This is a genomic window from Pseudomonas viciae (genome assembly GCF_004786035.1).
Taxonomy (GTDB): domain Bacteria; phylum Pseudomonadota; class Gammaproteobacteria; order Pseudomonadales; family Pseudomonadaceae; genus Aquipseudomonas; species Aquipseudomonas viciae.
Window position 1 is genome coordinate 2369192 of the sequence record NZ_CP035088.1, and the last position, 26031, is coordinate 2395222.

At 56.2% G+C, this 26031-nt stretch carries 22 protein-coding genes and 1 pseudogene; 19 read left to right on the forward strand and 4 right to left on the reverse strand.

Annotation, left to right across the window (positions count from 1 at the left end):
- Positions 1-204: 204 nt before the first annotated feature.
- Positions 205-1710 (reverse strand): MocR-like pyridoxine biosynthesis transcription factor PdxR, encoded by a 1506-nt coding sequence (gene pdxR / locus EPZ47_RS10875; protein WP_135844762.1) that lies wholly within the window; start codon positions 1708-1710, stop codon positions 205-207.
- Between the two features lie 131 nt (positions 1711-1841).
- Here pdxR and EPZ47_RS10880 point away from each other — a divergent pair, with 131 nt between their 5' ends.
- The 9 genes from EPZ47_RS10880 (at position 1842) to EPZ47_RS31010 (ending at position 14907) form a co-directional block, all read left to right on the forward strand.
- Positions 1842-3287, forward strand: coding sequence for a gamma-aminobutyraldehyde dehydrogenase (locus EPZ47_RS10880; RefSeq protein WP_135844763.1), 1446 nt, complete (start codon positions 1842-1844; stop codon positions 3285-3287).
- 145 nt (positions 3288-3432) lie between these two features.
- Positions 3433-4497: a phosphotransferase gene (locus tag EPZ47_RS10885; protein WP_135844764.1), complete on the forward strand. Its 1065-nt coding sequence runs from the start codon at positions 3433-3435 to the stop codon at positions 4495-4497.
- Positions 4498-4501: 4 nt separating this feature from the next.
- On the forward strand, positions 4502-5851 hold the full coding sequence (locus EPZ47_RS10890; RefSeq protein WP_135844765.1) for an aspartate aminotransferase family protein: 1350 nt from the start codon (positions 4502-4504) through the stop codon (positions 5849-5851).
- Positions 5848-6294 (forward strand): hypothetical protein, encoded by a 447-nt coding sequence (locus tag EPZ47_RS10895; RefSeq protein WP_135844766.1) that lies wholly within the window; start codon positions 5848-5850, stop codon positions 6292-6294. The genes EPZ47_RS10890 and EPZ47_RS10895 overlap by 4 nt, the downstream gene beginning before the upstream one ends.
- A 77-nt stretch (positions 6295-6371) precedes the next feature.
- Positions 6372-8084 (forward strand): phytoene desaturase family protein, encoded by a 1713-nt coding sequence (locus EPZ47_RS10900; RefSeq protein WP_135844767.1) that lies wholly within the window; start codon positions 6372-6374, stop codon positions 8082-8084.
- Between the two features lie 119 nt (positions 8085-8203).
- A complete protein-coding gene (locus EPZ47_RS10905; protein ID WP_135844768.1) occupies positions 8204-9628 on the forward strand; it encodes an NAD-dependent succinate-semialdehyde dehydrogenase in 1425 nt (474 codons plus the stop codon).
- 265 nt (positions 9629-9893) lie between these two features.
- Positions 9894-11408: an APC family permease gene (locus EPZ47_RS10910; protein ID WP_135844769.1), complete on the forward strand. Its 1515-nt coding sequence runs from the start codon at positions 9894-9896 to the stop codon at positions 11406-11408.
- 153 nt (positions 11409-11561) lie between these two features.
- Positions 11562-12638, forward strand: coding sequence for a tartrate dehydrogenase (locus tag EPZ47_RS10915; RefSeq protein ID WP_135844770.1), 1077 nt, complete (start codon positions 11562-11564; stop codon positions 12636-12638).
- Between the two features lie 148 nt (positions 12639-12786).
- Positions 12787-14907, forward strand: coding sequence for a methyl-accepting chemotaxis protein (locus EPZ47_RS31010; RefSeq protein ID WP_135844771.1), 2121 nt, complete (start codon positions 12787-12789; stop codon positions 14905-14907).
- 796 nt (positions 14908-15703) lie between these two features.
- Here EPZ47_RS31010 and EPZ47_RS10925 read toward each other — a convergent pair.
- Positions 15704-16753 (reverse strand): LacI family DNA-binding transcriptional regulator, encoded by a 1050-nt coding sequence (locus EPZ47_RS10925; RefSeq protein ID WP_135844772.1) that lies wholly within the window; start codon positions 16751-16753, stop codon positions 15704-15706.
- A gap of 162 nt (positions 16754-16915) precedes the next feature.
- Between EPZ47_RS10925 and EPZ47_RS10930 the strand changes: the two genes are divergently transcribed.
- From EPZ47_RS10930 to EPZ47_RS10945, 4 genes are read left to right on the forward strand one after another with little or no spacing between them, the layout of a single operon-like run.
- Positions 16916-18004 (forward strand): fatty acid desaturase family protein, encoded by a 1089-nt coding sequence (locus EPZ47_RS10930; protein WP_135844773.1) that lies wholly within the window; start codon positions 16916-16918, stop codon positions 18002-18004.
- Between the two features lie 36 nt (positions 18005-18040).
- Positions 18041-18361, forward strand: coding sequence for a MocE family 2Fe-2S type ferredoxin (locus tag EPZ47_RS10935; RefSeq protein WP_135844774.1), 321 nt, complete (start codon positions 18041-18043; stop codon positions 18359-18361).
- Between the two features lie 9 nt (positions 18362-18370).
- On the forward strand, positions 18371-19612 hold the full coding sequence (locus tag EPZ47_RS10940) for an NAD(P)/FAD-dependent oxidoreductase (protein WP_135844775.1): 1242 nt from the start codon (positions 18371-18373) through the stop codon (positions 19610-19612).
- A 1-nt stretch (position 19613) separates the two neighbouring features.
- A complete protein-coding gene (locus EPZ47_RS10945; protein WP_135844776.1) occupies positions 19614-20450 on the forward strand; it encodes a sugar phosphate isomerase/epimerase family protein in 837 nt (278 codons plus the stop codon).
- Positions 20451-21010: 560 nt separating this feature from the next.
- Here the strand turns inward: EPZ47_RS10945 and EPZ47_RS10950 are convergent.
- Both EPZ47_RS10950 and EPZ47_RS10955 read right to left on the reverse strand, forming a co-directional pair.
- Complete coding sequence (locus tag EPZ47_RS10950; protein ID WP_135844777.1) at positions 21011-21733, reverse strand: hypothetical protein; 723 nt, start codon at positions 21731-21733, stop codon at positions 21011-21013.
- Positions 21734-21846: 113 nt separating this feature from the next.
- Positions 21847-22329, reverse strand: coding sequence for a copper chaperone (locus tag EPZ47_RS10955; protein ID WP_238346723.1), 483 nt, complete (start codon positions 22327-22329; stop codon positions 21847-21849).
- Between the two features lie 14 nt (positions 22330-22343).
- Here EPZ47_RS10955 and EPZ47_RS10960 point away from each other — a divergent pair, with 14 nt between their 5' ends.
- The 6 genes and pseudogenes from EPZ47_RS10960 to arsH all read left to right on the forward strand — a co-directional run bounded on the left by EPZ47_RS10960 (position 22344) and on the right by arsH (position 25882).
- Positions 22344-22694, forward strand: a complete 351-nt coding sequence (locus tag EPZ47_RS10960; RefSeq protein WP_135844778.1) for an ArsR/SmtB family transcription factor — start codon at positions 22344-22346, stop codon at positions 22692-22694.
- A 37-nt stretch (positions 22695-22731) separates the two neighbouring features.
- Entirely contained in the window at positions 22732-23802 is a 1071-nt protein-coding gene (locus EPZ47_RS10965) for a flavin-containing monooxygenase (protein ID WP_135844779.1), read from the forward strand.
- 329 nt (positions 23803-24131) lie between these two features.
- Positions 24132-24221 (forward strand): annotated as a pseudogene (locus EPZ47_RS30370) (arsenate reductase ArsC); the annotation flags it as partial.
- Positions 24222-24229: 8 nt separating this feature from the next.
- Positions 24230-24601, forward strand: a complete 372-nt coding sequence (locus EPZ47_RS10975) for a metalloregulator ArsR/SmtB family transcription factor (RefSeq protein ID WP_135844781.1) — start codon at positions 24230-24232, stop codon at positions 24599-24601.
- A 27-nt stretch (positions 24602-24628) separates the two neighbouring features.
- Positions 24629-25099: an arsenate reductase ArsC gene (locus EPZ47_RS10980; protein ID WP_135844782.1), complete on the forward strand. Its 471-nt coding sequence runs from the start codon at positions 24629-24631 to the stop codon at positions 25097-25099.
- A 66-nt stretch (positions 25100-25165) separates the two neighbouring features.
- Positions 25166-25882, forward strand: coding sequence for an arsenical resistance protein ArsH (arsH, locus tag EPZ47_RS10985; RefSeq protein WP_135844783.1), 717 nt, complete (start codon positions 25166-25168; stop codon positions 25880-25882).
- Positions 25883-26031 lie beyond the last annotated feature (149 nt).

Below are 26031 nucleotides of genomic sequence, written 5' to 3' on the forward strand. Positions count from 1 at the left end.
AGGTCTGCGCCCCACCGGATTGTGTTCCATCTAGCAACACATCCAAACCAACGAGCCGTTGCAGGGCGCGACCTTGAGGTAACAGGGTTGGCGAAATCGGTCGTTTTGAATCACACAATTTGTTCGAGCGTTAATACTCGACGCTCTATTCAATTCAGACATTGGGCGCCAGCCCGGGCTTTTTGCGCATCCTGCTCAGCATGTCTAGTTTTTACTTTTTTTTGCTACTAGATAGGCCTCGGCCATCTTTTTGACGGCGGGTTCGATATCAGTCGTCCTGACTCCTCCATACCCCAGGACATAACCTTTCATTGAGTGCGGCAGTTGGTGATAGAGGCTTATGTCGCGCAGATATACGCCTCTCGTTCTGGCTTCTGCTGTCATTCTGGCAAGGTCGATGTTGGAGGTGAACTGTATGGTCAGGTGCAGTCCGGTGTTACCGGTTGAAACTGTTATGGTGTCACCAAAGTGTTCGTTCAACGCACGTTTCAGTTCGCGCTGACGCTCAGCGTAAATGCCCCGCATTCTTCTGATATGGGTCGCGAAATAACCCTCGCCGATGAAGTCGGCCATGGCGGCCTGAAGTCCAAGCTGGCCTGGTCGGTACAACTGAGTCAGGCCACTGGCGAAGGCGTCGGCGAGTGCTTCGGGCACCACCAGATAGCTCATTCGCAATCCTGGGTACATCACCTTGCTAAAGGTGCCCAGATAGATGACCCGCTCATGTTCATCCAGTCCTTGCAGAGAGGGCAGGGGACTGGAGTCATAACGGAACTCGCTGTCGTAGTCGTCTTCAATAATCCAGAAGTTGTGTTCCCTGGCCAACTCAATTAACAGTCGCCGCCGATGCAAGCCCATCGAGCCCCCCATCGGGTATTGGTGCGACGGTGTCGTGAAGAGTAATTTTGGCAGGTCTTCAGGCTTGGTTTTCTGAAAAGGAAAGAGCTGAGCAGCGACACCATCCTCATCGATCGGAACAGGCACTACTCTCAGACTTGCCGCTTTCCAAATAAGTGCCGTGCTCCAGTTGCAGGGCTCCTCGATCAGTGCGACGTCGCCCGTGTCGGCCAGCATATGCGCGCACAAGTCCAGGGACTGATTCGTTCCCATCGTGATCAGGATCTGGTGCGGGCTGCATTTTACTGAGCGCGATATCTGCAAGTACTCCGCCAGGGCCTGACGCAGAGGCAGATAACCACCGTCGCTGCTGTAGCCGGTCAGCGCCGAGAAGGGCTTCTTGGCGTATCGATTCTGCATGCGTTGCCAGATATGGAAGGGGAAGTTGGTGGTATCGGCAACACCCGGGACGAATGCCCCTTCATGCTCTGTCGCCCCGTGAGTCCCACCCACCAGTTCGACCGCCCGGCGTGACAGTCCTGGTCTATCCTCAGACGCTGAAAGCTCCGTTGCCATCTGTATCCGGCTGACGGCAGGGTGAATATTGGCCACGAAACTGCCGCTGCCATGAGTGCTGACAATGTATCCCTCGGCGCCCAGTTTGTCGTAGGCCAAGGTGACGGTCATACGTGAGACCTTCAATTCTTTGGCCAGCGCGCGAGTTGCAGGCAGGCGATGACCTGGGGCCAGCCGCGCGTCAAGGATCGCTTGCTGCACCACTTTGTAGATTTGCCGTTGCAGCGATATTCCGCTGCTTTCCTTTAGCGTGGCGAGAATCAGGTCAGACAGTAGATTGGGGTCAAAAGTGGACATAACAACTAGTTCCGATTGGACATAGGGGCTCAGTCCATATTGTCATAGTTTGTCTGTAACGAGGAGCGCAGCCGGGTCGTGACGTGCTGGTTGCCCTGCCACAGTTTTTACAGACGAGCGTGAGAGTAACTATGAGCACTACACAAGAGTTCGTGATTGATCTGTTGATCGACGGCAAGCTGGTTCGCGGCGAAGGCCACGCGGAAACGCTGGTGAACCCGGCCACCGGTCGAGTGCTGGGAGAAGTGCCGGAAGCCAGCCTCGAACAGATTGATCAAGCGGTGGCAGCCGCTCGCAAGGCGTTCCCGGCCTGGTCGCAGTTGCCCCCAGGAAAACGCTCGGCGCTGCTGCTGAAAATTGCCGATCGAATCGAACAGGAAGGCGCCGCTTTTGCCCAAATCGAATCGTTGAACGTGGGCAAGCCCTACGAGCGCATGCTTGAGGATGAGATCCCGGGCGTGGTCGACAACATTCGCTTTTTTGCTGGCGCGGCGCGTTGCCTGACCGGGCTGGCGGCCGGCGAGTACGCAGCCAACCATACGAGCATCATTCGTCGTGACCCGGTTGGGGTGGTCGGGGCCATTGCTCCCTGGAACTTCCCGCTGGCCATGGCCACCTGGAAGATTTTCGCGCCGATTGCCGTGGGTAATACCGTGGTGATGAAACCGTCGGAAAACACCCCGCTCACCGCATTGAAACTGGGCAGTATCCTTGCCGAGATGCTGCCACCTGGTGTGGTCAATATCGTCACCGGACGCGGGCACACGGTCGGTCAGGCCCTGGGTGAACATCCGGACATCAACATGATGTCCATCACTGGTGATGTCACCACTGGCCAGAAAGTCCTGCAAGCGGCAACTGGCAATCTCAAACGTACCCACCTCGAGCTGGGCGGCAAGGCGCCGGTGATCGTGATGGCCGACGCGGACCTGGAGGCGGTGGTTTCCACCGTACGCTCGGCTGGCTTCTACAATGCCGGTCAGGATTGCTGCGCCGCTTGCCGAATCTACGTGCATGAAAGCGTCCACGACACCCTAGTCGCGGCCCTCAAGGAGGCTGTGTGCTCAATCAAGCTCGGGCCCACCGACCAGGCCGGTACAGAGCTCGGTCCGCTGATCAGCGCCCGACAGCGTGAACGCGTTGCAGGTTTTGTCGACCGTGCGAAGGATCAGCCGCATATCCAGGTCATCACGGGTGGCAAGCATGTGGCGGGTAATGGTTTCTACTACGAGCCGACCCTCGTCGTCGGAGCCTTGCAAACCGACGAAATCGTCCAGCGTGAAGTGTTCGGCCCTGTGGTTTCAGTGACCTCCTTCCAGGACGTCGATCAGGTCATCGGTTGGGCAAATGACAGCCGCTATGGCTTGGCTTCGTCAGTCTGGACCCGTGATGCCAAGACTGCTGCCAAGGTCAGTGCGCGTCTGCAATACGGCACCACCTGGGTCAATCAACACTTCACCCTCCTGAGCGAAATGCCTCATGGCGGCATGAAGATGTCCGGTTATGGCAAGGATCAGTCGATCTACTGCCTGGAAGACTACACGGTCGTTCGTCACGTCATGATGAACTTCGAATGATATGACGCCCCCGCTCCGGCGGGGGTACTCCCGATATTCGAGATTCGGGACTCTTGTGAACGCACTGTAGAGCAACCTGTTTATCAGGTTGCGGCTGGACCGTGCTTCGAAAACGGGTTCTGAATAGCATTAGGCAGTATATCCAATGACTATTAACGGTCTTTCGCTATCACTGAGCAATATGACGACCGCTGTCGAAGAGACGCCTTTGGCGGAAGTCGAAGCGCTTGTTCTGGGCCGGTATGGCATGAGTGTCCGATGCACGCGAATCAGTTGTGAGCGTGACGAGCTGTTCCATGTTTTTTCAGCTGACGGCTTGCAGTACATCCTGCGGATGTCGAACCCTGCAGATGATCACGCGACCATTGATATGCAGATTCAAGCACTGGCCTGGCTGGCCGAACGCGCACCGCATATTCCAGTTCCCCTATTGATTACGTCGCTCAACGGTGAAACGTCCTTTGCGGCGAAAGTGGGTGACAACCCGAGACGAATTATCTGGATGACTTCGTTTCTGGAAGGCTTGGCGTTGCCGAAAAGTGTCAGCTCGCAAGCCCAGTTGCGCAACATCGGCATCAGTCTGGCCGAGCTTGGGTTAGCGCTGCGTGGTTTCAATCACCCGGGTGCTGATCGAGTCCTGGCGTGGGACATTCAGCAAGCGGCGGCTTGCCGGGAGATGCTGCCATCAACGCAGCATACCGATGACAATAAACCCTGGTACCTGGTCCGGGCAGGCTTCGATTATTTCGACGAAGTCGTCTACCACCGACTTATAAAAATGCGCAGCCAAGTGGTTCATGCCGACTTTAATCCACACAACATCCTGATGGATGAGGGGCGCCATGATGAAGTCTCGGGCATCCTCGATTTTGGCGACATGGTGGCGACCCAACTGATCAACGACATCGCCATTGCCGCCAGTTACCACACCGACGGCGACCACCCGTTGAGCAAGGTGGTCGAGATGCTTGGGGCCTATCACCGCGTGCTGCCGCTCCTGGTCGAGGAAGTGGACTTGCTTTACGACCTGATTATCACGCGTCTGTGTACCGCGATTGCGATCACGGAGTTTCGGGCACGTCTATATCCCGCAAACCGTCATTACATCCTCAAGAACACAGGCGTTGCCTGGGATGGGCTCCAGCGATTGGCGCAAGTCAGTCGAGCGGATGCCCAGTCCATTCTTCGCAAAGCATGCAACCTGGAGTGAAATAATGAATCGTCCATTGATGATCAACTCGTTCGATCCTGCTCAGGCTCATGGCCTGGACCCAGTGATCGAACAACTGCTCAAACGCCGCGCAAAAGTGCTGGGCCCGTCCTACAAGTTGTTTTATGAAAAGCCTGTGCACTTCGTCCGCGCTGAAGGCGTGTGGATGTACGACTCGCACAACACGCCGTACCTGGATGTGTACAACAACGTGCCTTCGGTAGGACATTGTCATCCTCATGTCGTGGAGGCGGTTTCCAAACAGATGGCACTGCTCAATACCCACACCCGCTATCTGTACGACACTGTACTGACCTACGCCGAAAAGCTGATCGCTACCTTCCCTGGGGAATTGGCGAACGTCATGTTTACTTGCACCGGTAGTGAGTCATCGGACCTTGCGGTACGAATCGCGCGTTGCCATACCGGTAATACTGGCATCATCGTGACTGAAAACGCCTACCACGGCATTACTGCCGCGATTGCCGAGATGTCCCCCTCTTTGGGTGAAGGCGTGGCGTTGGGCAGCATGGTGCGCCTGGTCCCGGCACCGGATGCCTATCGTGCGGGTGACAAGGACGTCGGCGACGCGTTCGCCGAGTCGGTTGAAGCGGCAATCGCGGACATGCTGCGTCACGGCATCCGTCCGGCGGCGCTGGTGACAGACACCATATTCTCCAGTGATGGCGTCTTCTCCGACCCGCGTGGTTTTCTGGTCAAGGCCGTCGAAGCGGTCCGCCGGGCTGGCGGGCTGTTCATCGCTGATGAGGTCCAGCCTGGTTTCGCGCGTACCGGCGATACGTTTTGGGGCTTCCAGCGTCACGGTGTCGTGCCAGACCTGGTGATCATGGGCAAGCCAATGGGCAACGGTCTTCCCATCGGCGGTGTGGTGGCGAAACCGGAACTGCTGACCCGTTTTGCAACGACCGCGCGTTACTTCAATACCTTTGGCGGTAACCCGGTTTCCACCGCCGCGGCGATGGCGGTACTGGAGGTGATCGAAGCGGAAAGCCTGCAAAAGAATTCTCTGGTGGTCGGTGAGGTATTACGTGCCGGTCTGCGTGATCTGGCCAAGGAATATCCGGTGATCGGTGATGTTCGGGGTGCGGGTCTGTTCATCGGTGCCGAGTTCGTCAAGGACCCGCTTACCAAAGAACCGCACGAGGAACTGGCCATGCAAGTGGTCAACAAATTGCGCGACCATAATGTGTTGATCAGCGCTTCCAGTCCGTTGGGCAACGTTCTGAAGATACGCCCGCCGTTGCCATTTACCGCCGACAACGCCGCCTACTTCCTCGACATTCTGGCCGACGTCATGGCCGATCTGAGCAAAACCACCGGTGTGAGGGGATGATGATGAAAACCTACTCCATGCTGATCTACTTCACCGGCAAGGCCGAAGCCATCGGCCACGCCACCGGTGTCGTAAGGTCCCGTGCCCAGGGGCTGATTCTTGCACTCGATCCAGTGGCGGATGTGCAGGGCGAGGGGGCGTTGCAGGTTCCGACTGGTGTCGCACACTTCGATACGGTGGTGACCGTGCGGGGCGAGCAAAGTTGGGAAACCGGCCGCGTCGACTTCCCCGGGATCGACAGTTATCTCGATGTTGAAACGGTCATGCCAGGCCAGTTTAAAGTGCAGGCAAGCGGCTACAGCACCGGTTCGATCGCTTGGCGCGTGATTCGTGGTGGTGGCCGATTCGAAGGCGCGACCGGCATTGTGACGGGCAATTTTGTCGGTCACCCGGATGACACCTTCACCGATCACCAGTTGTTCAAGTTGGTGCTGCCGGCCTGAGTCGCTGGCCGTGCAGGCGGCCTGTTCACCGAGCTGGTGGACAGGCATTTGATTTCACATTCAGATGGAATGACGCCGTGAGTAAGCATAACGATCTTGATGCCCTGATCATTGGTGCCGGCCATAACGGGCTGGTGTGCGCAAACTATCTGGCCAGGGCAGGCCTCAAGGTGTTGGTGTTGGAGGCCCGGCCGATTGTGGGGGGCGCCTGTACCAGTGAAGAACTGATACCGGGCGCTATTTTCTCTTCTTGCTCGTACATTCAGATGATGTTTCGACAGGAAGTGGTCGACGATCTGGAACTGAAAAAATACGGACTGGAGTCGGTGGCTCCGGGCTTGCAGGAAATGGCGCTATGGGACGACGGCGATTGTGTGATGTTCTGGCAGGAGATCGACAAGACCCTGCGTTCGATCGAAGATCACAACAAGGCCGATGGCGCCAACTTCATGCGTTTCGCCACGCGGCTTAAGCGCTTCGGTGAGCTGACGCATGAAATCCAGCTCAGCGACCCGCCGACTCAACAACGCTTGAAAGCGATCTTTGACGACGCCGGTGAAAGCGCGCTGTACGACGAGTTCATGACGGCTTCGGCCGAGGACCTGCTGAAGGACTACATAGAATCCGATCGTCTTCGCGGCTTCATGATGTTCATGGGCCTGGTCTCCACGTGGGGAAGTCCAACCACGCCAGGCACGGCCTATGTCTATGGCTATCACGCGTTGGGAGAGTTCGAAGGTCAGTTCGGACGTTATGGCCTGCCGAAAGGCGGGATGGGCATGATCAGTGAATCGCTGGTCAGTGCCTTGCAAGCATTCGGCGGAAGGGTTGAAACGAGTACGTCCATCCAACAGGTGTTGATTGAAGAGGGTAAGGCAGTGGGGGTTCTGCTGGCCTCGGGCGAGCAGATTCGCGCGCCGCTGGTCATTTCCGGTGCAGACCCGACTCGCTCTCTGGTGGGGTTGTTACCCGAAGGGGCGCTACCCGAGGCGGCGGCAGCCGATGCCAAGGAGATTGATCAGCGCGGCTCCATGGCGCGTATTCACCTGCTGGTGGACGCGCTGCCGGATTATGTCGGCTTTCCGGCCGGCAAGCTGGGGCCCCAGCATCAGGGTTTGAACATTCTCGGCCCATCCCCGGCCCTTTATGAAATGGCCTGGCAAGCACAGCAGCGTGGCGAGTTTCCGGATGACATGGTGGTTGAGGCGCTGATTCCCTCTGTGACTCACCCGGGACTGGTGAGCCAGCCAGGTACTCATACTCTCTCGTTGGGGGTGCAGCAATTGCCATTTGACCTGGCCCATGGAGATTGGGACACACGCAAGGAAGAGTGGGCTGACAAGGTGCTGGAGATCTATTTCCGCTATGCACCGAACATGCGCAATCACATTCTCGCTCGCCACGTGATAACCCCACTGGATCTGCATCGCGACTATCACATCACCCGTGGAAATATCTTCCACCAGTCCATGATCGGCCTGGACAACCTCTTCGACAATCGCCCCATCAAAGCGGCGGCGCATTACCGGACGCCGGTTCCCGGTTATTACCTTTGTGGCTCTGGCAGCCATCCCGGCGGCGGTGTCAGTGGTATGCCCGGGCACAACGCGGCGCAACGCATCCTTGCCGACCTGGCCGGGCAAACCGATACGGCAGCGGGGCGCAAGGTGCTCAAGGCGGATAACGGACTGATCGGCAATTTTTTGAAAACGGATGTCGGGCAACGCCTCGGCTATCAGGTCGCCAGGTCGCGCATTTTTCGAAGCCTCACCGAACGCCTGAGCAAGTGACAGCGATTGTGTACGACGTGCCTTTCTCTTGATGGGAAGGCGGCATAACCGAATAGGTGGATCACTACATGAAACTTCCAATCTTTACACCGGGCTCGAACGATGGCGGTCGTCGCAAGATGTTCGTCAATGGTCAATGGATCAGCGCCTTTGCCTGGTTTCCGGTGCGCTCTCCTGCGACCGGGGAAATCATCGCCGAGCTTCCGAGTGCCGGTATTGAAGAGGCAATGTTGGCTGCCGATGCCGCCAGTGCCGCATTCCAGACCTGGCGTCAGACAACCGCTCATCATCGGTGCGCACTGCTGCGTGCCTGGTACAACGCCGTCATCGAACACACCGAGGGCATTGCCCGTACCATCACCATGGAAATGGGCAAGCCGATTCAGGAAGCCCGTGGAGAAGTCCTTTACGCCGCTTCGTTTATCGACTGGTTTGCCGAAGAAGGGCGGCGTGTCGGCGGCGAAAGCATGCCGAGCCAACATGGCAACAAACGGCTGGCGACCCTGCAACAGCCGGTTGGGCCTGTGTATGCCATTACACCGTGGAATTTTCCTGCGGCGATGATCACCCGCAAGCTGGCGCCGGCGCTGGCAGTGGGGTGTACGGCCATTGTCAAACCTCCCGTGCAAGCACCGCTCACAGCACTGTATTTCGCCAAACTGTGGGAAGAAGTAGGGGGCCCTCCCGGAACCTTGCAGGTGATTACCACCACGGATCCGCGGACGGTGTCTCAGGTGATGTTCGATGACCCACGTATTCGCAAACTCACCTTTACCGGTAGCACTGAGGTGGGCAAGCGTCTGTACGAACAATCGGCCAAGACACTGAAAAGGATGTCTCTGGAATTGGGGGGGCATGCGCCGTTCATCATTTTTGAAGATGCCGATCTGGACGCGGCCGTGGATGAGGTCGTGGCTTGCAAATTCCGCAATGCCGGACAGACCTGTGTATGCACCAATCGCATCTATGTCCATCGCTCGATCGCCAGTCAGTTCGCCGAAAAACTCGCTGTTGCGGTCAATCGGCTCCAGGTGGGCGACCCATTGCTAGAGTCCACCCGGATAGGCCCGTTGGTGGATGAACATGCACGCGATAAAGCACTCGGCCATATCGCCGATGCGGTGGCCCAAGGTGCTCGAATCATCGCCGGAGGTGTCCGGATGGAAGGCTTCTATGTTCAACCGACCGTGCTCCAGGACGTGACTGCAACGATGTTGATCATGCAGGAGGAAACCTTTGGTCCGGTGGCGCCGCTGATTACGTTCGACAGTGAAGCTGAAGTGGTGGCGGCAGCCAACGCATCACCGTACGGCTTGGCGGCCTATCTGTGGACAAGGAACCTGACCCGAGCGCAACTGGTGGCTGAAGCGTTGGAATACGGAATGATCGGCGTCAACGATGGCGCGCCATCGACCGCACAAGCGCCGTTCGGTGGCAATAAGGACAGCGGACTGGGCAGGGAAGGTGGTCACTGGGGACTTCAAGAGTACCTCGACGTGAAGTTCATATCGACCAAACTTGAACGTTGTACTTTGGAGTCATAAACACACGTCTTACATGATGAACGTCTGTTCTAAAGTATTTGATTTGGGCGCGAACAGTCCGGAGAGATCTTTTGGTTGTCGCGGTACAGGGATATGACGGATCTACGAACAAAGTCTGCACCGATTCATCAATAATAAGGACACTTGTTACTCCGAAAAACCAGAAAGTGCCGAGGTGTATATAGGCACGCTGCCGAGTATTGCTTGTTTAACGACTGCCTCGCTTTACCGAAATAAAAAACTCACTACCTACAGGGTTTTAGCGATGTCATACGAATATAGTAATAAACCAGCTACGCTGGACGTAACGGGATCAACACCGAGAAAGACCATGACCCCAAGTTCTGATAGCCGAGACCTCGAGCGAAACAGTATCGGCATTATGGGTATCGTGTTCTTTGTGATTGCCGCCGCAGCGCCACTGACGGTGGTTGTCGCGTTGTTCCCTGTGATCATTGGCTCTGGAAATGGCATTGGCATTGCCGGTGCGTTTGTGGCGGTTGCCCTGGTGCTGTTGCTGTTCGCTGTGGGTTATGTGGCGATGAGTAAACACATCACCAACGCCGGGGCGTTCTACGCCTACATCACCAAAGGCATCGGCCGCCCCATGGGACTGGGCTCTGCCTCTTTGGCAATTTTTTCCTATAACGCGATTCAACTTGGTCTGTACGGAGGTATCGGCTATTACCTCAATGAGTTGCTCGGCAAGCAACTCAACCTCCATCTGCCGTGGTGGGTGTACTCCTTCACCGCCATGGCGATGTGCCTGTGGCTGGGGTTACGGCGATTGCATGCAGGCGCCGTGGTATTGGCGGTCCTGCTCACGCTGGAGACGGTAATTATCCTGATACTGGACCTGGGCATTTTGTTTGGCGATCACTCGGTGCCGGTGAGCCAGTTTTCGTTTGAACCATTCAGTCCGTCGGCGACATTCTCAGGCGCAATCGGTGTCGCTCTGATGTTCGCCCATGCATCGTTCATCGGGTTCGAGGGCACTGCCATTTATGGTGAGGAAGCACGCGACCCCAAACGCACGGTGCCGATAGCGACCTATATCGCGGTGATTTTCATGGGCGTGTTTTATGCGCTGACAGCCTGGTTGATCATCAATGCAATCGGTACAACCGAAGCAGTGGCGGTGGCCAAGGACCAATCGGGCAATCTGATTTTCTGGGTCAGCGATAAGATCCTCGGTGGCTGGGCGACGGAGTTGTTTCAGGTGCTGGTGATTACCAGTCTGTTTGCTGCCATCGTAACGTTCCACAGTAACGTTGCCCGTTACCTCTACTCATTGGGGCGCCAGGGGTTACTCAGCCAGAAACTGGGCTCGACTCACCCGGTCCAGAAGTCGCCCCATGTGGCGTGCTACGTGCAAACCGCAATGGTGGCCATAGTGGTCGCGATCTTCGCGGTGCTCGGGCTGAACCCCTACGACACGCTATTCACCTGGTTTACCGGTGTCGGTGCGGCCGGGATCATTACCATCCAGTGCATTGCCAGTATTGCGATTTTTGTGTTTTTCCGTCGCTCCACGGTGGATAAGCGGATGTGGCACACCTTTCTCGCGCCGCTGTTAAGTGTCGCAGGTCTCCTACCGTTTCTTTATTTTGCTCTGACCAGCTTCGATGTCTTGCTGGGCGTACAAGGCGCACTTGAGGTGTTCTTCATGGCGCTGTTGTTTGGTTCGTTTGCGCTGGGTTTTCTGGGCGCATTCTACTTGAGTGTCCGGTCACCCGAGAAATATGCACGGTTGGAGTCCTCGTTAGGCGATCAAGTCTGACAACTCGGTGACCTGTCTTTGCCGCTGCTGCGATGGGCGCAGTAGCGGCTAAATTAATGATAATGAACGTAAAGTTCTTCACCGCGCTTTGTCATTGCTTAAGTCGATTTAATTCATAGCTATTGCTGTTTGATAATCAAAAGAGGAAGTGTGATGAGCAAGACGTTTCGAATTGCCGCGATTGCCGGCGACGGAATCGGCGTCGAAGTGATGCCTGAGGGTATTAAAGTTGTGCAGAAGGCTGCTTCCAAGTACGGTATTGAGGTTGAATTTCAAAATTTTGAATGGGCCAGTTGCGACTATTATCTCGCCTGCGGCAAGATGATGCCCGACGACTGGTTTGAGCAACTTAAAGGTTTCGATGCCATTTATTTTGGTGCTGTTGGTTGGCCGGACAAAGTGCCAGACCATATTTCTCTTTGGGGGTCCTTGTTGAAATTTCGCAGGGAGTTCGATCAGTACGCGAACATACGCCCGGTGAAGCTGTTCCCTGGTGTGGCATGTCCCTTAGCCAATCGCAAGCCTGGAGACATCGACTTCATCGTTGTCCGGGAAAATACCGAGGGTGAATATTCTTCAGTGGGGGGCCGGGTCTTTGAAGGTACTGAGCATGAATTCGTGCTGCAGGAATCGGTATTCACCCGGCGAGGTGTCGACCGCATCCTCAAATACGCCTTCGATCTCGCCCAGACACGATCACGCAAATATGTGACCGCAGCTACCAAATCAAATGGCATGGCAATCAGCATGCCGTACTGGGATGAACGCGTTGCGGCGATGGCGGACAACTACCCCGACATCAAATGGGACAAGCAACATATCGACATCCTGTGTGCCCGCTTTATCTTGCATCCAGATCGCTTTGATGTGGTGGTGGCGTCCAACCTGTTTGGCGACATCCTCTCTGACCTCGGCCCGGCCTGCACGGGCACCATTGGTATTGCACCTTCGGCCAACCTCAATCCGGAGCGCAAATTTCCTTCGCTGTTCGAACCCGTCCACGGCTCGGCGCCGGACATCTTCGGCAAGAACATTGCCAACCCTATTGCCATGATTTGGTCGGGTGCGTTGATGCTTGATTTCCTGGGTGACGGTCCGGAGTTTCGTGCTGCTCACGATGCAATCATGCAGGCCATTGAGACGGTCATTGCGCAAGGTCCTAAGACGCGTGATTTGGGCGGACAGGGATCTACCCAAGAGGTAGGCCAAGCGATCGCCGACGCTCTTTAACTTCGCCTGTTTAGCAAGTGGTGGTGCTTTCTTCGTTGGGCCGCCACTTGCGTTTGTTTAGGTGTTATCCCGCAGCGTGTGGGAGCAGAGCCAGCAGGACCATGCACTCGAATGACTGACGAGTTGTTGCAACTCACGGAGCGTTGACATGTCCATTTTCAGCTTTTCCATAAAGCTTCGCATAACGCTGCTCGCGGGCATTTGCATGTTGGGCGTAGCGGCCATCTTGATAGGTTTCTCAATCTACCGGATCGACGCTATCTCGACATTGAGCAATGAGTCCAGCTCACTCACCATCAAAGAGGGGGCATTGCAGTACATGACCAAGCTGGGCGAGCAGCAAGCCCAAGTTGTGAGTCAACGATTCGTCACCAGTAGGGTTTTTGGCGACACGGTCATGCACCAAGTCATCTTCCTGCGTGAACAAGCAAAGCGATTAAGCTCGGACAGCAAAACATTGCGTAGTGACCTATTCAAACTTATGCAGTTGCAAGTGGCTGCTAATCGGGACGTACTAGGTTTAGGAGTAGGATTCGAGCCCAATGCATTGGATGGCGATGACGCTCGTTTTACGAACCAGAAAACCGATGGAGGGAATGAAAAAGGTCGTTTCGCTTCCTACGCCTCCACGCTTGTTCCGAGCTATACCATGAGCGAAAAGGAGATGGCCGATGATGGGGCTCCAGGTACTTTTTGGTACACCTGTGCGTTCAAGACCAAACAAGACTGCGTAAGTAACCCGTATGCGTTCACTAATGCCCAAGGCATCACGACGCTGATGTCGACTGTTTCAGTCCCTTTGATGAGCGGTGATTCTGTGCTCGGCGTTCTCTGTGTGGACTTAAGTTTGGCGAGCCTGCAAGAGCTGGTCGAAAGCTCGAGCGGTGCGCTTTACGGCGGCAATGCACAGGTGAGTTTTATAAGTGCTGACGGTGTTATTGCCGCTCGAAGTGGTGAACCCCAAGCGGCGGGAAAGCCTTTGGTGAGCGTAGATCCTGAGCTTGGAAAACAAATCTCGGCGAGTACGAAAGGTGATACTCCTGAGGTACTTGAGCGTGACGGGAACGTCGTCGTCATCATGCCGTTTTCCCCCATTCCAGGTGCACAGCATTGGAGTATTGTCATTCAGGTTCCAGAGGTGGTCCTGCTGGCCTCAGCTCGACAGCTCAAAGAGTCGCTGGACAAAGCAAACAAGGATGCGGCTGGCATTCAACTCATGGTGGGTATTTTGGCGGCATTATCAGGATTGGTGCTGATATGGATGCTGGCTCGTAGCATCACGCAGCCGATCCTACGTGTTGCGGCGATGTTCCAGGATATCGCAAGTGGTGAGGGTGATCTGACACGGCGGGTGGACTATGAAAGACATGATGAAATCGGGAATTTAACGAGTTGGTTCAACCGGTTTCTTGACAAGCTGCAGCCCATTATCGCTCAAGTGAAATCATCAGTTGATGACACCCGTCGTACTGCTGACCAGGCAGCAGACATTGCTACGCAAACCAATAGCGGCATGCAGCAACAATTGCTTGAAGTTGACCAGGTCGCAACTGCATCTCAGGAAATGAGCGTGACTTCGCAGGAGGTGGCCCGCAATGCTGCGTTAGCAGCTCAAGCGGTTCGTAATGTTGATCTCGCGACCCAGGAGGGTGTGCAGACAATCGACAGAACCACTGATTGCATCACACAACTTGCTACGGAAATGCATCAGGCGATGCAACAAGTAGAGGCGCTGGCCAACAATAGCGAGCAAATTGGGTCAGTCCTCGAAGTCATTCGCTCTGTTGCCGAGCAAACGAATCTTCTTGCCTTGAACGCTGCGATTGAAGCGGCTAGGGCAGGTGAGTCTGGTAGGGGATTTGCGGTAGTCGCGGACGAGGTGCGTCATTTAGCCAAGCGAACGCAAGAGTCGGTAGGTCAGATTCAACACGTCATCGAACATCTTCAATCAGGCACTCGAAGCGTGGTTCAGTCGATGCAAAACAGCCGCAGCCAGGCCGATGGCAGTGTTGCACAGGTGAAACGTGCTGTGGGAGCGCTTCAAAAAATCAATCAGGGTATCGAGATTATCAGTGAGATGAATATTCAGATTGCCAGTGCAGCGGAAGAGCAGAGCGTCGTTTCAGAGGAGGTGAATCGTAACTTGTCCAGCATACGGGACGTCACGAATGTTCTGGTACGCCAATCGAAAGATTCCGCGAGCATCAGTCAAGCCTTGAATTTGCTAGCGAACCATCAGCAGCAACTTATGGGCGGTTTCCGCACCTGAAGTTGAGTCGTTCCTGTATTGATACCTGAATTCACAACATCTCCTGCGCTGTGTTCCACCGAAGGCCCAAGGCAGCCTCCGCCACCGGAAATGTCCGGAATTTGGAGTAAACCAATTGGCCTCCTGGCCCCACGACCTTATACGTGAAGACAGGGTTTGAAAAAAAATACTAAGACAAACTGGTGGGGTGACTGAATAACTCATGATGCCGTCACCTCATCTGAGTTTCATGAGGATGCTATGGATACTGAGCACATTCAAGCTCATTTCCTCACTCATGTCGGCCAGCTCTTGCGTCAGGAAGTGCGGCGCATCTATCCATTTTTTGAGCGTTCCGAAGGGATGCTACGTAATTGATGCCTGAAACTTGGTGGTTGTTCGTCCATTGGCTAAGGGTAATTCTATAGCCTTGCTGAAAGTTAGTTTTGTTGCTGTTGAAATACCCCAAAAACTAGTCCAGAATTAAGTCATTTCCTGCTTCGTTAAGAAAGGAAACCCCTTAGATTTCAATGAGTCGGACACCAGATACGAGTCTCGTTTCCCGCTCCAAGATTCAGAAAAAAGCCACTCAGATGAGTGGCTTTTTTTTGTGCCTGTTTCACTGGCCAGGCTGTGACATAGATCCGACAGGCATCAGCAGAAAGGTCGCGCGAATTACCCTGGGAGGTCTGCCCGTCTGCCACTGTGCTGCCGAGCGTCGAAGGGGCGGGATTGGATGTGCAGAAGTCAGCTGAAGCCGTAGTAAGTGGCGGTTAACCGCGCCATCAAGGGCCGAACAGGTTGTGCCGCCAGCTCATCAGCTTTGGGAATTCTCCGATGTCACAATCTGCAGCGGAATATGCACCCGGTGACGCACAGGATCGAACTGCTCCGCAGTCTGCAATTCCACCAGTAGATCCACCAGTGCCGTTGCAGTCTGGCGCGGCTGAGAGTCGATCACCACGTCGACCAAACCCTGGGCCAGGGCTTGGCGTGACAGCTCGGTGGACTCCTGCAAAATGCAGCACAGCGCCGGGCGCTTGGGCAGTTGCGCCAGGGCGTTGATGATCCCGTCGCCACCGCCGCCTACCACGCACAGCCCGCGCAAATCGTCATGCCGAACCAAGAGGTCGAGGGTTGCTTCTTCGGTGATGTCGCAGTTGTCCAGATTGATCAGCGGCTCCAGCGGGCGCAGCCCAGGTGCGTGTTCGGCCAAGTAGCTGTGCAAACCTTCGACCCGCTCCTGGTGGCCAAGAAAGCGATGGCCACCGAGCAGAACACCGATGCTGCCTTTGCGCGCGCCACAGGTGCGGGCCAGCAGCCACCCCATCGTGCGCCCGACTACCTGATTGTCTTGGCCGACATAGGGCTCGGCCGCTGCCTCATGAATGCCTGACAGCAGTGCCACCACGGGCACGCCGGCCTCGCGAATCTGGGCAAGGGCGGCGTTGATCTGCGGGTGGGCGAAGCTGACCACCGCCAGGCCGTCGCACTGCACCGCCAGCTGTTCGATCTGGGCAATGATGGCGCTGGGGGTGCGATCAAAAACGTATTCGAATTGGCAGGTCAGGTTGGCCCCGGCCTGGCGCTGCGCGGCCTCGGTGATGGCTTGGGCCAGGTTGGCGTAGAACGCCTGGGCGGTGCCCAGCAGCAGGATGCCGAAACGGTACGTGGGGCGGCGTTCGAGAATGCGCTGGCCGATCAGCCGCGCAGCAAAATAGCCCACGGCTTCGGCGGCCTGAAGCACCTGTTTGGCAGTGGCTGGATTAACCGGGGCGCGAGCGTTGAGCACGCGGTCGACGGTGGCGACGCTTAAACCTGCGTGTTCGGCGACCGTGGCGATGGTGGGGCGTTTATTGTTATTCATGATGAGCCTTCAAAGCGTCTTGATAGAAAACTATCAAGCCCTGCAGGAACTGGATGATAGCTTGATAGGGAATGTATTCAAGACCTTGAGGGTACCTTCCACGCTCTCTATATTTTTTTACGCAAAGCACCTGACATCTCACGCTTGCGGAGAACAATAACAATGCCTCAAGACAACACAGCCTCTCCCCGGGACTATCGCCTGACCGGCCCTGAAGCCGCCCGCGCGGCCGAAAAAGGTCTTGTATCGGCCAGTTGGTACCAGTCGCCCATTTCCCGTCAACGCATGAAGCAACTGATGCAGCGCCGCGACGGCCCGGCCTTGCTCGACACCGCCATCTGGCTGCTGACCCTGGTGATCACCGGCTTCGGCGGCTACTGGTTCTGGGGCACTTGGGCTTGTGTGCCGTTTTTCCTTGCGTATGGGGTTTTGTACGCCACCGCCTCCAACCCGCGCTGGCATGAAGCCGGTCACGGCACCGCCTTCAAGACCCGCTGGATGAATGATGCGCTCTACCAGGTGGCGAGCTTCATGTGCATGTTCGAGCCCCATGTGTGGCGTTGGAGCCATGCCCGGCACCATACCGACACCATCGTCGTCGGCCGCGATCCGGAAATCGTCGAACCGCGTCCACCGAGCTTGTTCATGATGCTGCTGAGCCTCTTCCAGATCCCGTTGCTGCTGAAGACGATGGGAGGCCTGTGCCGGCACGCGGTTGGCAAAATGGATGCCCAGGAACAGACGTTTATCCCTGAGTCCGAATGGTCCAAGGTGTTCCTGGCGGCCCGTATCTGGCTCGCGATTTACGCCGTTGTCTTTGGCGCGGCGCTTTACCTGCACAGCTGGTTGCCGCTGATGTATATCGGCCTGCCCATCCTGTATGGCGGCTGGTTGTCTTACCTGTTTGGCCTCACCCAACATGTGGGCCTGGCGGAAGACGTGCTGGACCACCGCAGCAACTGCCGCACCATCTATATGAACCGGGTGCTGCGCTTTCTGTACATGAACATGAATTATCACCTTGAGCACCACATGTACCCGATGGTGCCGTACCACGCCCTGGCGCAACTCCATGAAGAGATCCGCCACGACTGCCCGCCGCCTTACGCCAACATAGGCGAGGCCTTCAAGGAAATCATTCCGACCCTCTTGAAGCAGCGCAAGGACCCGACGTATTTCGTGCGGCGCCCCGTCGGTAACTCAAGGCCTGCCGCTGGTGCTCATCCACAGGCTGAAGTCACGCTGGTCTGACACCCTCCAACTGCATCCCGAACAAGAGAAAACGCCGTGAACGATCAATGGATCGATGTATGCGCCGTGGGCGAAATTAATGAAGAAGACGTCATTCGCTTCGACCACGGTTCGCACACCTATGCCGTCTACCGCTCTGCCGATAACGAGTTTTTCGCCACTGCTGGCCTGTGTACTCACGAGTCGATCCACCTGGCTGACGGCCTGGTGATGGACCACGTCATCGAGTGCCCCAAGCACAACGGGCGCTTTGACTATCGCAACGGCAAAGCCTTGGGGGCGCCAGTGTGCGTCAATCTCAAGACCTATCCGGTACGGGTCGACGGGGGGCGGGTTCTGCTCGCCATTTCGGCTTGACCGCCAGGAGTGCACGCCATGAATGCTCCACTGATTATCGTCGGCGCCGGCCATGCCGGTGGCCGCGCGGCGCTGACTTTGCGCGAGCAGGGTTATACCGGTCGGCTGATCCTGATCGGCGATGAACTCCATCGGCCGTACGAGCGTCCTGCGCTGTCCAAGGGCTTGCTGCAGGGCACGATGGACCTGGACGATTGCAGCTTGTGGGGGGATAGCCGGCTCACTGAACTGAACATCGAACACCTGGCGGGCAACCCGGTAAACAGTCTGGATCCGCAGCACCACCGCCTGCAATTGACCGACGGACGTTGGCTGTCCTACAGCCGATTACTGCTGGCGACCGGAGGCAGAGTGCGTCGCTTGCCCCAGGTGCCTGAATCTCTGGCCAACGTGCTTTACCTGCGCACCCATGACGAAGCCCTGGCCCTGCGCAGCGCATTGAGGCCCGGCACGCGCCTGGTGATTGTCGGCGGTGGCTTTATCGGCCTCGAAGTCGCGGCAACGGCCCGAACCCTGGGCTGTCAGGTGACGTTGCTGGAAGCCGGGCCACGACTGGCCGGGCGAGTCTTGCCTGAAGCCGTATCCCAGGCCTTGTTGGAGTTGCATCGGCAACAGGGCGTGGACGTGCGGCTGAACGTAGCGCTTGAAATTGTACAAGGCATCGAACGCGCTGAGGCGGTGCAACTGGTGGACGGCCAGGTGCTGCCCTGTGACTGGGTGGTGGTCGGTATCGGCATGCAACCCAACATCGAATTGGCCGCGGCGGGGGGGCTTGAGGTGGGCCAGGGAATTCGAGTCGATGCCCAGTTGCGCACCAGCGCGCCAGACATCTTTGCCGCCGGCGATGTGTGTGAGTTTCGCCTGCACGCCGACGCGTTATTCCAGCGCCAGGAAACCTGGCGCAATGCCGAGACCCAGGGCCGTCACGCGGCATTGAATCTGTTGGGCGGCGAGTTGCCGTTCGAGGGGGTTCCCGGCTTCTGGTCTGATCAGTACGACTGGGGCTTGCAGACGGTGGGCGTGATCTCACCGACGCCACCTTCGGCCGTTCGCGCCCTGGCAGACGGTGGTCTGCTGCTGTTCTACCTGGACACCGAGCGACGTTTGCAAGGCGCCTGCGGTTGGGGGCAGGGCAACAGCGTTGCCAAGGACATCAAGTTGTGTGAACGGCTGATTGCCAACTTGACCCCACTCTCTGTGGACGCATTGGCCGACGCCGATGTGTCGCTCAAACATCTGCTAAGGCCATGACATGCGTGAATTCCTGGTATTCCAGTCCCTGTGGGCCATGCAAGATCACCGTGGTCAATGCGATCTTTCCCTTGAGGCGCAGGTGGAGAAGATTGCCGCTGCTGGCTTCGATGGGATCACCGACCATTTCTGGATCGCGCCACAGGCCGAACGTCTGCATGCCGCTGCCAAGGCGCAAGGCCTGCAAATCGAAGGTCAACTGTTTCCCCGCACCGTGAGTGACTTGGCGCAAGCGCTTGAGGTTGCCTCCCGCTACGGCTGCCATCACCTCACGCTGCAAGCCGACGTCCGGCCGCGCACGCTGGCACAGGCGATCACACTGATCGAAGGCTGGCAGTGTCTGGCCGAGCAGGTGGACTTTCCGATCCTGCTGGAAACCCACCGCTATCGTCTCACCAGTGACCTGTTGTTCACCCTCGACTTGCTTGCGCAGATGCCCGACCTCAAATTGTTGGCTGACTTGTCCCATTACGTTGTGAGCCGCGAACTGCCTGAGTCGGCCACTGCCGAAGACGACGAACAGATTCACACCATCTTGCGACACAGTTGGGGTTTTCACGGGCGGGTCGCTAATAGTGAGCAGGTCCAGGTGCCCTTGACCTTCGCCCAGCATCGCCCTTGGTTGGACCGGTTTTTGGGCTGGTGGCGTTACGGAATCAAGGACTGGCTGGCGCGACCGAACACACCCGCGAGCCTGTCCTTCACTTGCGAGCTTGGCCCGCCACCCTATGCGATCACGGGGAGTGATGGGCGCGATATAACGGATCGCTGGGGCGAGGCGCTGATGCTGAAGGAACTGATGCGTGGTGTTTGGGATGAGTGTCAGGCGGGGCGCTGATCATAATGCATGATGGTTGTGATGCTCTGTATACGTGGATAAAACCAGAGAGGTCCAGATTGGAAAACCGTTGTTGGGGTGTTTCAAATCGCATAGTCCGAAGCCGCCTCTTATTGACCCTTGATGCACCTCAAAAACAAGTCCGGGATTAAGTCTTTTCCTGTTTCGGCAAGAAAAGAAACCCCTTAGATTTCAATGGGTCGGACACCAGATAAGAGTCTCGTTTCCCTCCAGGATTCAGAAAAAAGCCACTCAGAATTTTCGTTCTGGTTTTGACCGTTGAACCGGCCCTAAAACGTTTTTACACAGCCTCGGCCAAAAGCGGACGTTCCGAGGACTTGGCAGACCTCCCTTGAGGCTTGGAGGTGTCTACGAAGCCAGGGGCGATTCAGTCTTGGGGGGAATCCATATGTGCACTGGGCAAGTTCTGAAGGCCAGGGGCACAAAGATCCAAATTGATACAACCCGCTAACTAGCGGAAGTCAGTGTCAATCTTTGGTTTCCCATCAAGCGGATCCGCCGCGCGCTGTGAAGTAGCGTGAGTTCCAAGAACTTGCCAGTCAAACCGTCACGTCGACCTTATTGGCGCCTACGGGCATCTGGGTGACTGTTTCATGCGTCATCCGCTCGCCCTTGCTCCACAACTGGGAGGAGAAGAAGCCGTTCAGGGTCTCAGCGTTTGGGGTTGTCCCTTTTTTAAGGAATAGGGCACCCAGATCGATGGTGTTGGCGAAGTTGTCCTTGTTCAGAATGTACCCACCCGTAAAGTTGCCACCCCACGTAGCGTCGGCGGCCACCAGGGCGATGGAGGCGTCGCGGTAGCTGCTCGCTGCCGATTTCAACTCACTGGAAGCATTCAACCGCTCGTTCAGCCGATCCATGTCGGAAGCGCTGAGCTGGCGTGAACTGTCGAGAACCTTGAGGCTGCCATCCGCTTCGATGGTGAAGCCAAATTTCTTGTCGGCGAGATCCGGATCGGTGTGAACCAACGCTGATTGGAACTCTTCGAAAGAGAGTTTCAGCGATTGATGGGCGCTTTTGTGCCCCTCGGCAATTTGCGGGTAATCCGGCGACTGGGTGCGTGCGATCATGCTCTCGATCGATTCCGTTTCCGGGCTCGGCGCGGGGGCTTCATTGATTGGATGGTAAATTGCCGCAGGATTGATGTTGACCGTGGTTTTCAGCAAGTCTTCACTGAGGGATTTGGTGGTCAATGGCTGGCTGGTTTGGCTCAGCTGAGCGGCTGGTGGCCGGATAAATACGGAATTGATTGAAAGGGTCATGTCGTCATTCCTTGAACGTCTGAATTAGCAGGGTATCGACGGCCTATGAAAAAACATGAGGGTGGAAGGGAAAGTCCAGGCGGATTGCATACGTGAAGCCTTGTTTTAAACGGTCAGCTCCAGCGCGGCGTTTTGGCAGCGATGAGCCGTTCAGCCAGCAGGATCGCGCCCGCCACCAACATCATCGGGATGTGCCAGGACCCGCTGACAAGCGGTACGACCATCCAGGCCCAGCACGAAACGATACAAAAGAGGCCGTGCGCCAGGCCTCGGATCAGGCAATCCCTGTTGGCAGCCCAGCCGAACAGGCTTAGCCGCCCCATTCGGTGGCCACGATTGAGGGCTGCGCGGTGCCACGGGCTCGCGCTCCACAGCATCGCAACCAGCAGCGCCACGGCCAGGGCATTTTCTGCGGCAGCCATCTGTAGCAACAGCGCCAGGGCGATCAGGAGCGGGCCATGGCCATAATGGCTGAAAACGCCTGTTTGAGCAGATCGAGCTCGGCGTTGGACAGCGTGGTGATGTCCTTGCGGACCCTGGCCAAGGTTGAAGATCGGGCACTGCTTCGACAAGTTGACGTATGCATGAATCTGCACATATAGTCCTCCGCATGACAAACCCAACCTCCGCACGTACCCGTGCAATTGATGCTGCTATCGACTCGCTCGATGGATCCTTCTTCAAAGCTCTGTGCGAGCCGTCGCGAGTAGCTGTGCTCAAGCGAGTCATGCAACTGGGGCGAGCGGATATCGCCGAGATTGCCGAAGGGCTGCCTCAAGAGCGTTCAGTGGTGTCCCGACATCTACAAGTGCTATTAGAGGCGGGCATCGTCCGTGCTACCAAGGTCAGTCGGCAGATGTTCTACGAGGTGGATGGACCGGCAGTGGTGACACGGCTCGAAGCCATTCTCCAGCACATGAAGAGTCTGGCCCCGTTTTGCTGCCCTGGTGCACCAAAGTAGTTTTTATTTATCTTTATATATGCATGGATGTGCACGCATGAACATAATTAATGAGTCCACGGATGTCATCGTTATTGGTGCAGGCCAAGCCGGGCTCGCGTGCGGTTGGCATCTGCGGCAGCAGAATCTCAGGTTTCTTATTCTGGATGCCGAGAGCCAGCCAGGTGGAAACTGGCGCAATTATTACGACAGCCTGAGACTTTTTTCCCCTGCGGCTTACTCATCGTTACCTGGAATGCCTTTTCCGGCGCAAGCCAAGCATTACCCGTTACGCGATGAAGTCATACGTTATCTGGAGCAGTACGCGGACGCTTTCCAGCTACCCATTCGGCAGAACACACGCATCCAGAACGTGCGTAGGGAGGATGGGCTGTTTTTGCTTCAGGCATCTGATGGCCAGTCTTACCGCTCAAAAGCATTGATCGTTTGTACGGGCGGATTCAATCAGCCGTTCATCCCTGACATTCCAGGGCTGGAGAGTTTTCGCGGGCAACGTTTACACAGTGCGGATTACCGAAATGCCGAGGGCTTCAGCGATCAACGCGTCGTGGTCATCGGTGCGGCCAACTCAGCCGTACAAATTGCCCATGAGTTGGCTCAAGTCGGTCGCGTTGTGTTGGCGACACGGGAATCGATTCGGTTTTTTCCGCAAAAGATCCTCGGTATTGATTTTCATGCTTGGCTCAAGTGGACAGGACTGGAGAAGACTCGTTGGCTGAATGATCAAAGTACCCCTGTGCTGGATGACGGCACCTATCGTCGAGCCATAAAGCAGGGACTTTTTGAGCGCAAGCCGATGTTCGCGGAGGTAACGTCAACGGGTGTGATCTGGGCTGATGGGCAGCACACTGAAGTGGACAGTCTGGTTTTCGCGACCGGGTTTCGTCCGAACCTTGGTTTTTTGGCAGGTCTGCACGTGGCGGGCAATGAACGCCTGAGGCAACGTAACGGGCAGGCGGAGCATATGCCGGGTTTGTATTTTGTGGGATTACCGAAGCAGCGTAACTTCGCCTCGGCCACCCTTAGGGGTGTCGGGCCAGATGCTTCTCACATCATTCCTGGCTTGATGCGCTTCATCGACAATGCATCGGCCCCGCTGTTCGCTTGATGCCGGTTATCGATTTTCAAGCTCCAGGTTGGTTGGATCGGAGCCGAGGCTACCCTCAAGTGTATGACAGACTTATTACAAAATTCATATATTCGACTATCCAGATGCGCATGGGGCTTTCTGCTGATGAATATTCTGTTAGCCCCGTAAATACTGGGCTTAAGAGTGGCGTTATTGGCAGGAGTCGATTTTTACAGCGTTTTCTTTGCCGTAGGGCTTTACCGTGTATGCATAAAAACATATATTCGGAAAACCGTATGTGAGCTGAGATCTTCACGATGACCAGCAAAGCCCGAGTTCTGTTCGTTTGTACCGTCAACGCTGCCCGCTCACAGTCCAGGCCCGACGCATTTCGCCACACGCTTCATGAAATTCATGAGCGCATCAAGATGTTCGTCTTGGTGAAAACCAAACGCTGAGAATCGACATGGCTGACCATCTGACACCCACCACTGTTTTCAAATGCCTGGCTGATGAAACCCGTGTCCGCACCATGTTGCTCATCACTCGGGAAGGGGAGCTTTGTGTCTGCGAACTGACCTGCGCGTTGAACGAGAGTCAGCCAAAAATCTCCAGGCACCTGGCGCAGTTGCGCACATGCGGTCTGCTTTCGGACCGCCGCCAAGGCCAATGGGTTTATTACCGGCTGCACCCAAATCTCCCCGATTGGGTTCATCAAGTGCTGACAACTACGTTCGAAAGCAACAAGCATTGGTTAAGCCCTGATGCCAAACGCCTTGATGAAATGGGTGACCGTCCTGAACGTGCAGCCGCGTGCTGTGAAAACAAGGTCGCTTGATTCCGCCCTCGACGACGAGACCGCTCGATGAAAATCCTTTTTCTCTGCACTGCCAACAGCTGCCGCAGCATCCTTTGTGAAGCGGTCTTCAATCACTTGGCAGCTGACGGCATGAAAGCCTACAGCGCAGGCAGTCAACCCAAAGGCGAAGTGCATCCGCTGAGTCTCAAAACGTTGGAAAAGGCTGGTATCTCGACGTCCGGGCTGTTCAGCAAGTCCAGTGATGCCCATATGAGCTTGGCACCTGATTTCGTCATCACGGTGTGCGACAAGGCTGCCGGGGAGGCATGTCCTGTATTTTTCGGGCCGGCCACCAAGGCCCATTGGGGGTTGGCTGATCCTTCGCAATACCACGGAACTCAAGAAGAGATAGAGGCGGCGTTTGAAGTCACCCTGGAGCAGATCAGAACCCGCATCCAAGCCTTCCTGGCTCTACCGCTTTCTCAACTGAGTGCCGAGCAGCTCAAGGCAGAGCTGGCTCTCATTGGCACGCTGTAACCACAGGAGCAATGAAACGCCGCTGGTTCGATGACTCCAAGAGCGCCATTGCGCAGGACAATGACTATGTACGATGACCACATCCCCCAACTCAATACTGAACTGATCGATCTACCTTCGACAGACAAACTCGGCATCGAAAAAATCTCCATCCACAAGCCACGCATTTTGCTGCTGTACGGGTCCACTCGTGAGCGCTCCTTCAGTCGTCTGCTGGTGGAGGAGGCCGCTCGACTGTTGGAGCTCTTCGGCGCCGAGACGCGGATTTTCAATCCGTCAGGTTTGCCACTGCCCGATGACGCCCCCGACGACCATCCACGCGTGAAGGAGCTGCGTGACTGGGTGTTGTGGTCCGAGGGGCAGGTCTGGTGCTCTCCAGAACGTCACGGAAACATCAGCGCTGTGTTCAAGGCGCAGATCGACTGGGTGCCACTGGCCATGGGCGCGGTGCGACCGACTCAGGGCAAGACCCTTGCGGTGATGCAAGTGTGCGGCGGCTCGCAGTCGTTCAACGTGGTCAATCAGTTGCGAGTGCTGGGGCGTTGGATGCGTATGTTCACCATCCCCAATCAATCGTCCGTGCCAAAAGCCTATATGGAGTTCGACGATAACGGCCGGATGAAGCCTTCTGCGTTCTACGACCGTGTCGTGGATGTGATGGAGGAGTTGGTGAAATTCACGCTGCTACTTCGTGACCGTCAGGACTATCTGGTGGATCGTTATTCCGAGCGCAAGGAGTCGGCAGAGGAACTGATGAAGCGTGTTAACCAGCGGTCGATTTGAAAGGGGGGGCGCGCGTCACCGTTTTCGGCTGGAACGAGCCTTGTGCCGCATTTTTCAAGGCAGGCCAAAGAACTTCTACCTCTGCGGTGTTGCGTCCGCGTGCCATCCAGCCTCCAGCCCACATTGAATACATCGGCCGTTTCGACGTC

Coding starts and splice junctions, on each gene's coding strand:
- pdxR (WP_135844762.1), bottom strand. CDS start 1,710: ATGTCCACTTTTGACCCCAATCTACTGTCTGACCTGATTCTCGCCACG.
- EPZ47_RS10880 (WP_135844763.1), top strand. CDS start 1,842: ATGAGCACTACACAAGAGTTCGTGATTGATCTGTTGATCGACGGCAAG.
- EPZ47_RS10885 (WP_135844764.1), top strand. CDS start 3,433: ATGACTATTAACGGTCTTTCGCTATCACTGAGCAATATGACGACCGCT.
- EPZ47_RS10890 (WP_135844765.1), top strand. CDS start 4,502: ATGAATCGTCCATTGATGATCAACTCGTTCGATCCTGCTCAGGCTCAT.
- EPZ47_RS10895 (WP_135844766.1), top strand. CDS start 5,848: ATGATGATGAAAACCTACTCCATGCTGATCTACTTCACCGGCAAGGCC.
- EPZ47_RS10905 (WP_135844768.1), top strand. CDS start 8,204: ATGTTCGTCAATGGTCAATGGATCAGCGCCTTTGCCTGGTTTCCGGTG.
- EPZ47_RS10910 (WP_135844769.1), top strand. CDS start 9,894: ATGTCATACGAATATAGTAATAAACCAGCTACGCTGGACGTAACGGGA.
- EPZ47_RS10915 (WP_135844770.1), top strand. CDS start 11,562: ATGAGCAAGACGTTTCGAATTGCCGCGATTGCCGGCGACGGAATCGGC.
- EPZ47_RS31010 (WP_135844771.1), top strand. CDS start 12,787: ATGTCCATTTTCAGCTTTTCCATAAAGCTTCGCATAACGCTGCTCGCG.
- EPZ47_RS10925 (WP_135844772.1), bottom strand. CDS start 16,753: ATGAATAACAATAAACGCCCCACCATCGCCACGGTCGCCGAACACGCA.
- EPZ47_RS10930 (WP_135844773.1), top strand. CDS start 16,916: ATGCCTCAAGACAACACAGCCTCTCCCCGGGACTATCGCCTGACCGGC.
- EPZ47_RS10945 (WP_135844776.1), top strand. CDS start 19,614: ATGCGTGAATTCCTGGTATTCCAGTCCCTGTGGGCCATGCAAGATCAC.
- EPZ47_RS10950 (WP_135844777.1), bottom strand. CDS start 21,733: ATGACCCTTTCAATCAATTCCGTATTTATCCGGCCACCAGCCGCTCAG.
- EPZ47_RS10960 (WP_135844778.1), top strand. CDS start 22,344: ATGACAAACCCAACCTCCGCACGTACCCGTGCAATTGATGCTGCTATC.
- EPZ47_RS10965 (WP_135844779.1), top strand. CDS start 22,732: ATGAACATAATTAATGAGTCCACGGATGTCATCGTTATTGGTGCAGGC.
- EPZ47_RS10975 (WP_135844781.1), top strand. CDS start 24,230: ATGGCTGACCATCTGACACCCACCACTGTTTTCAAATGCCTGGCTGAT.
- EPZ47_RS10980 (WP_135844782.1), top strand. CDS start 24,629: ATGAAAATCCTTTTTCTCTGCACTGCCAACAGCTGCCGCAGCATCCTT.
- arsH (WP_135844783.1), top strand. CDS start 25,166: ATGTACGATGACCACATCCCCCAACTCAATACTGAACTGATCGATCTA.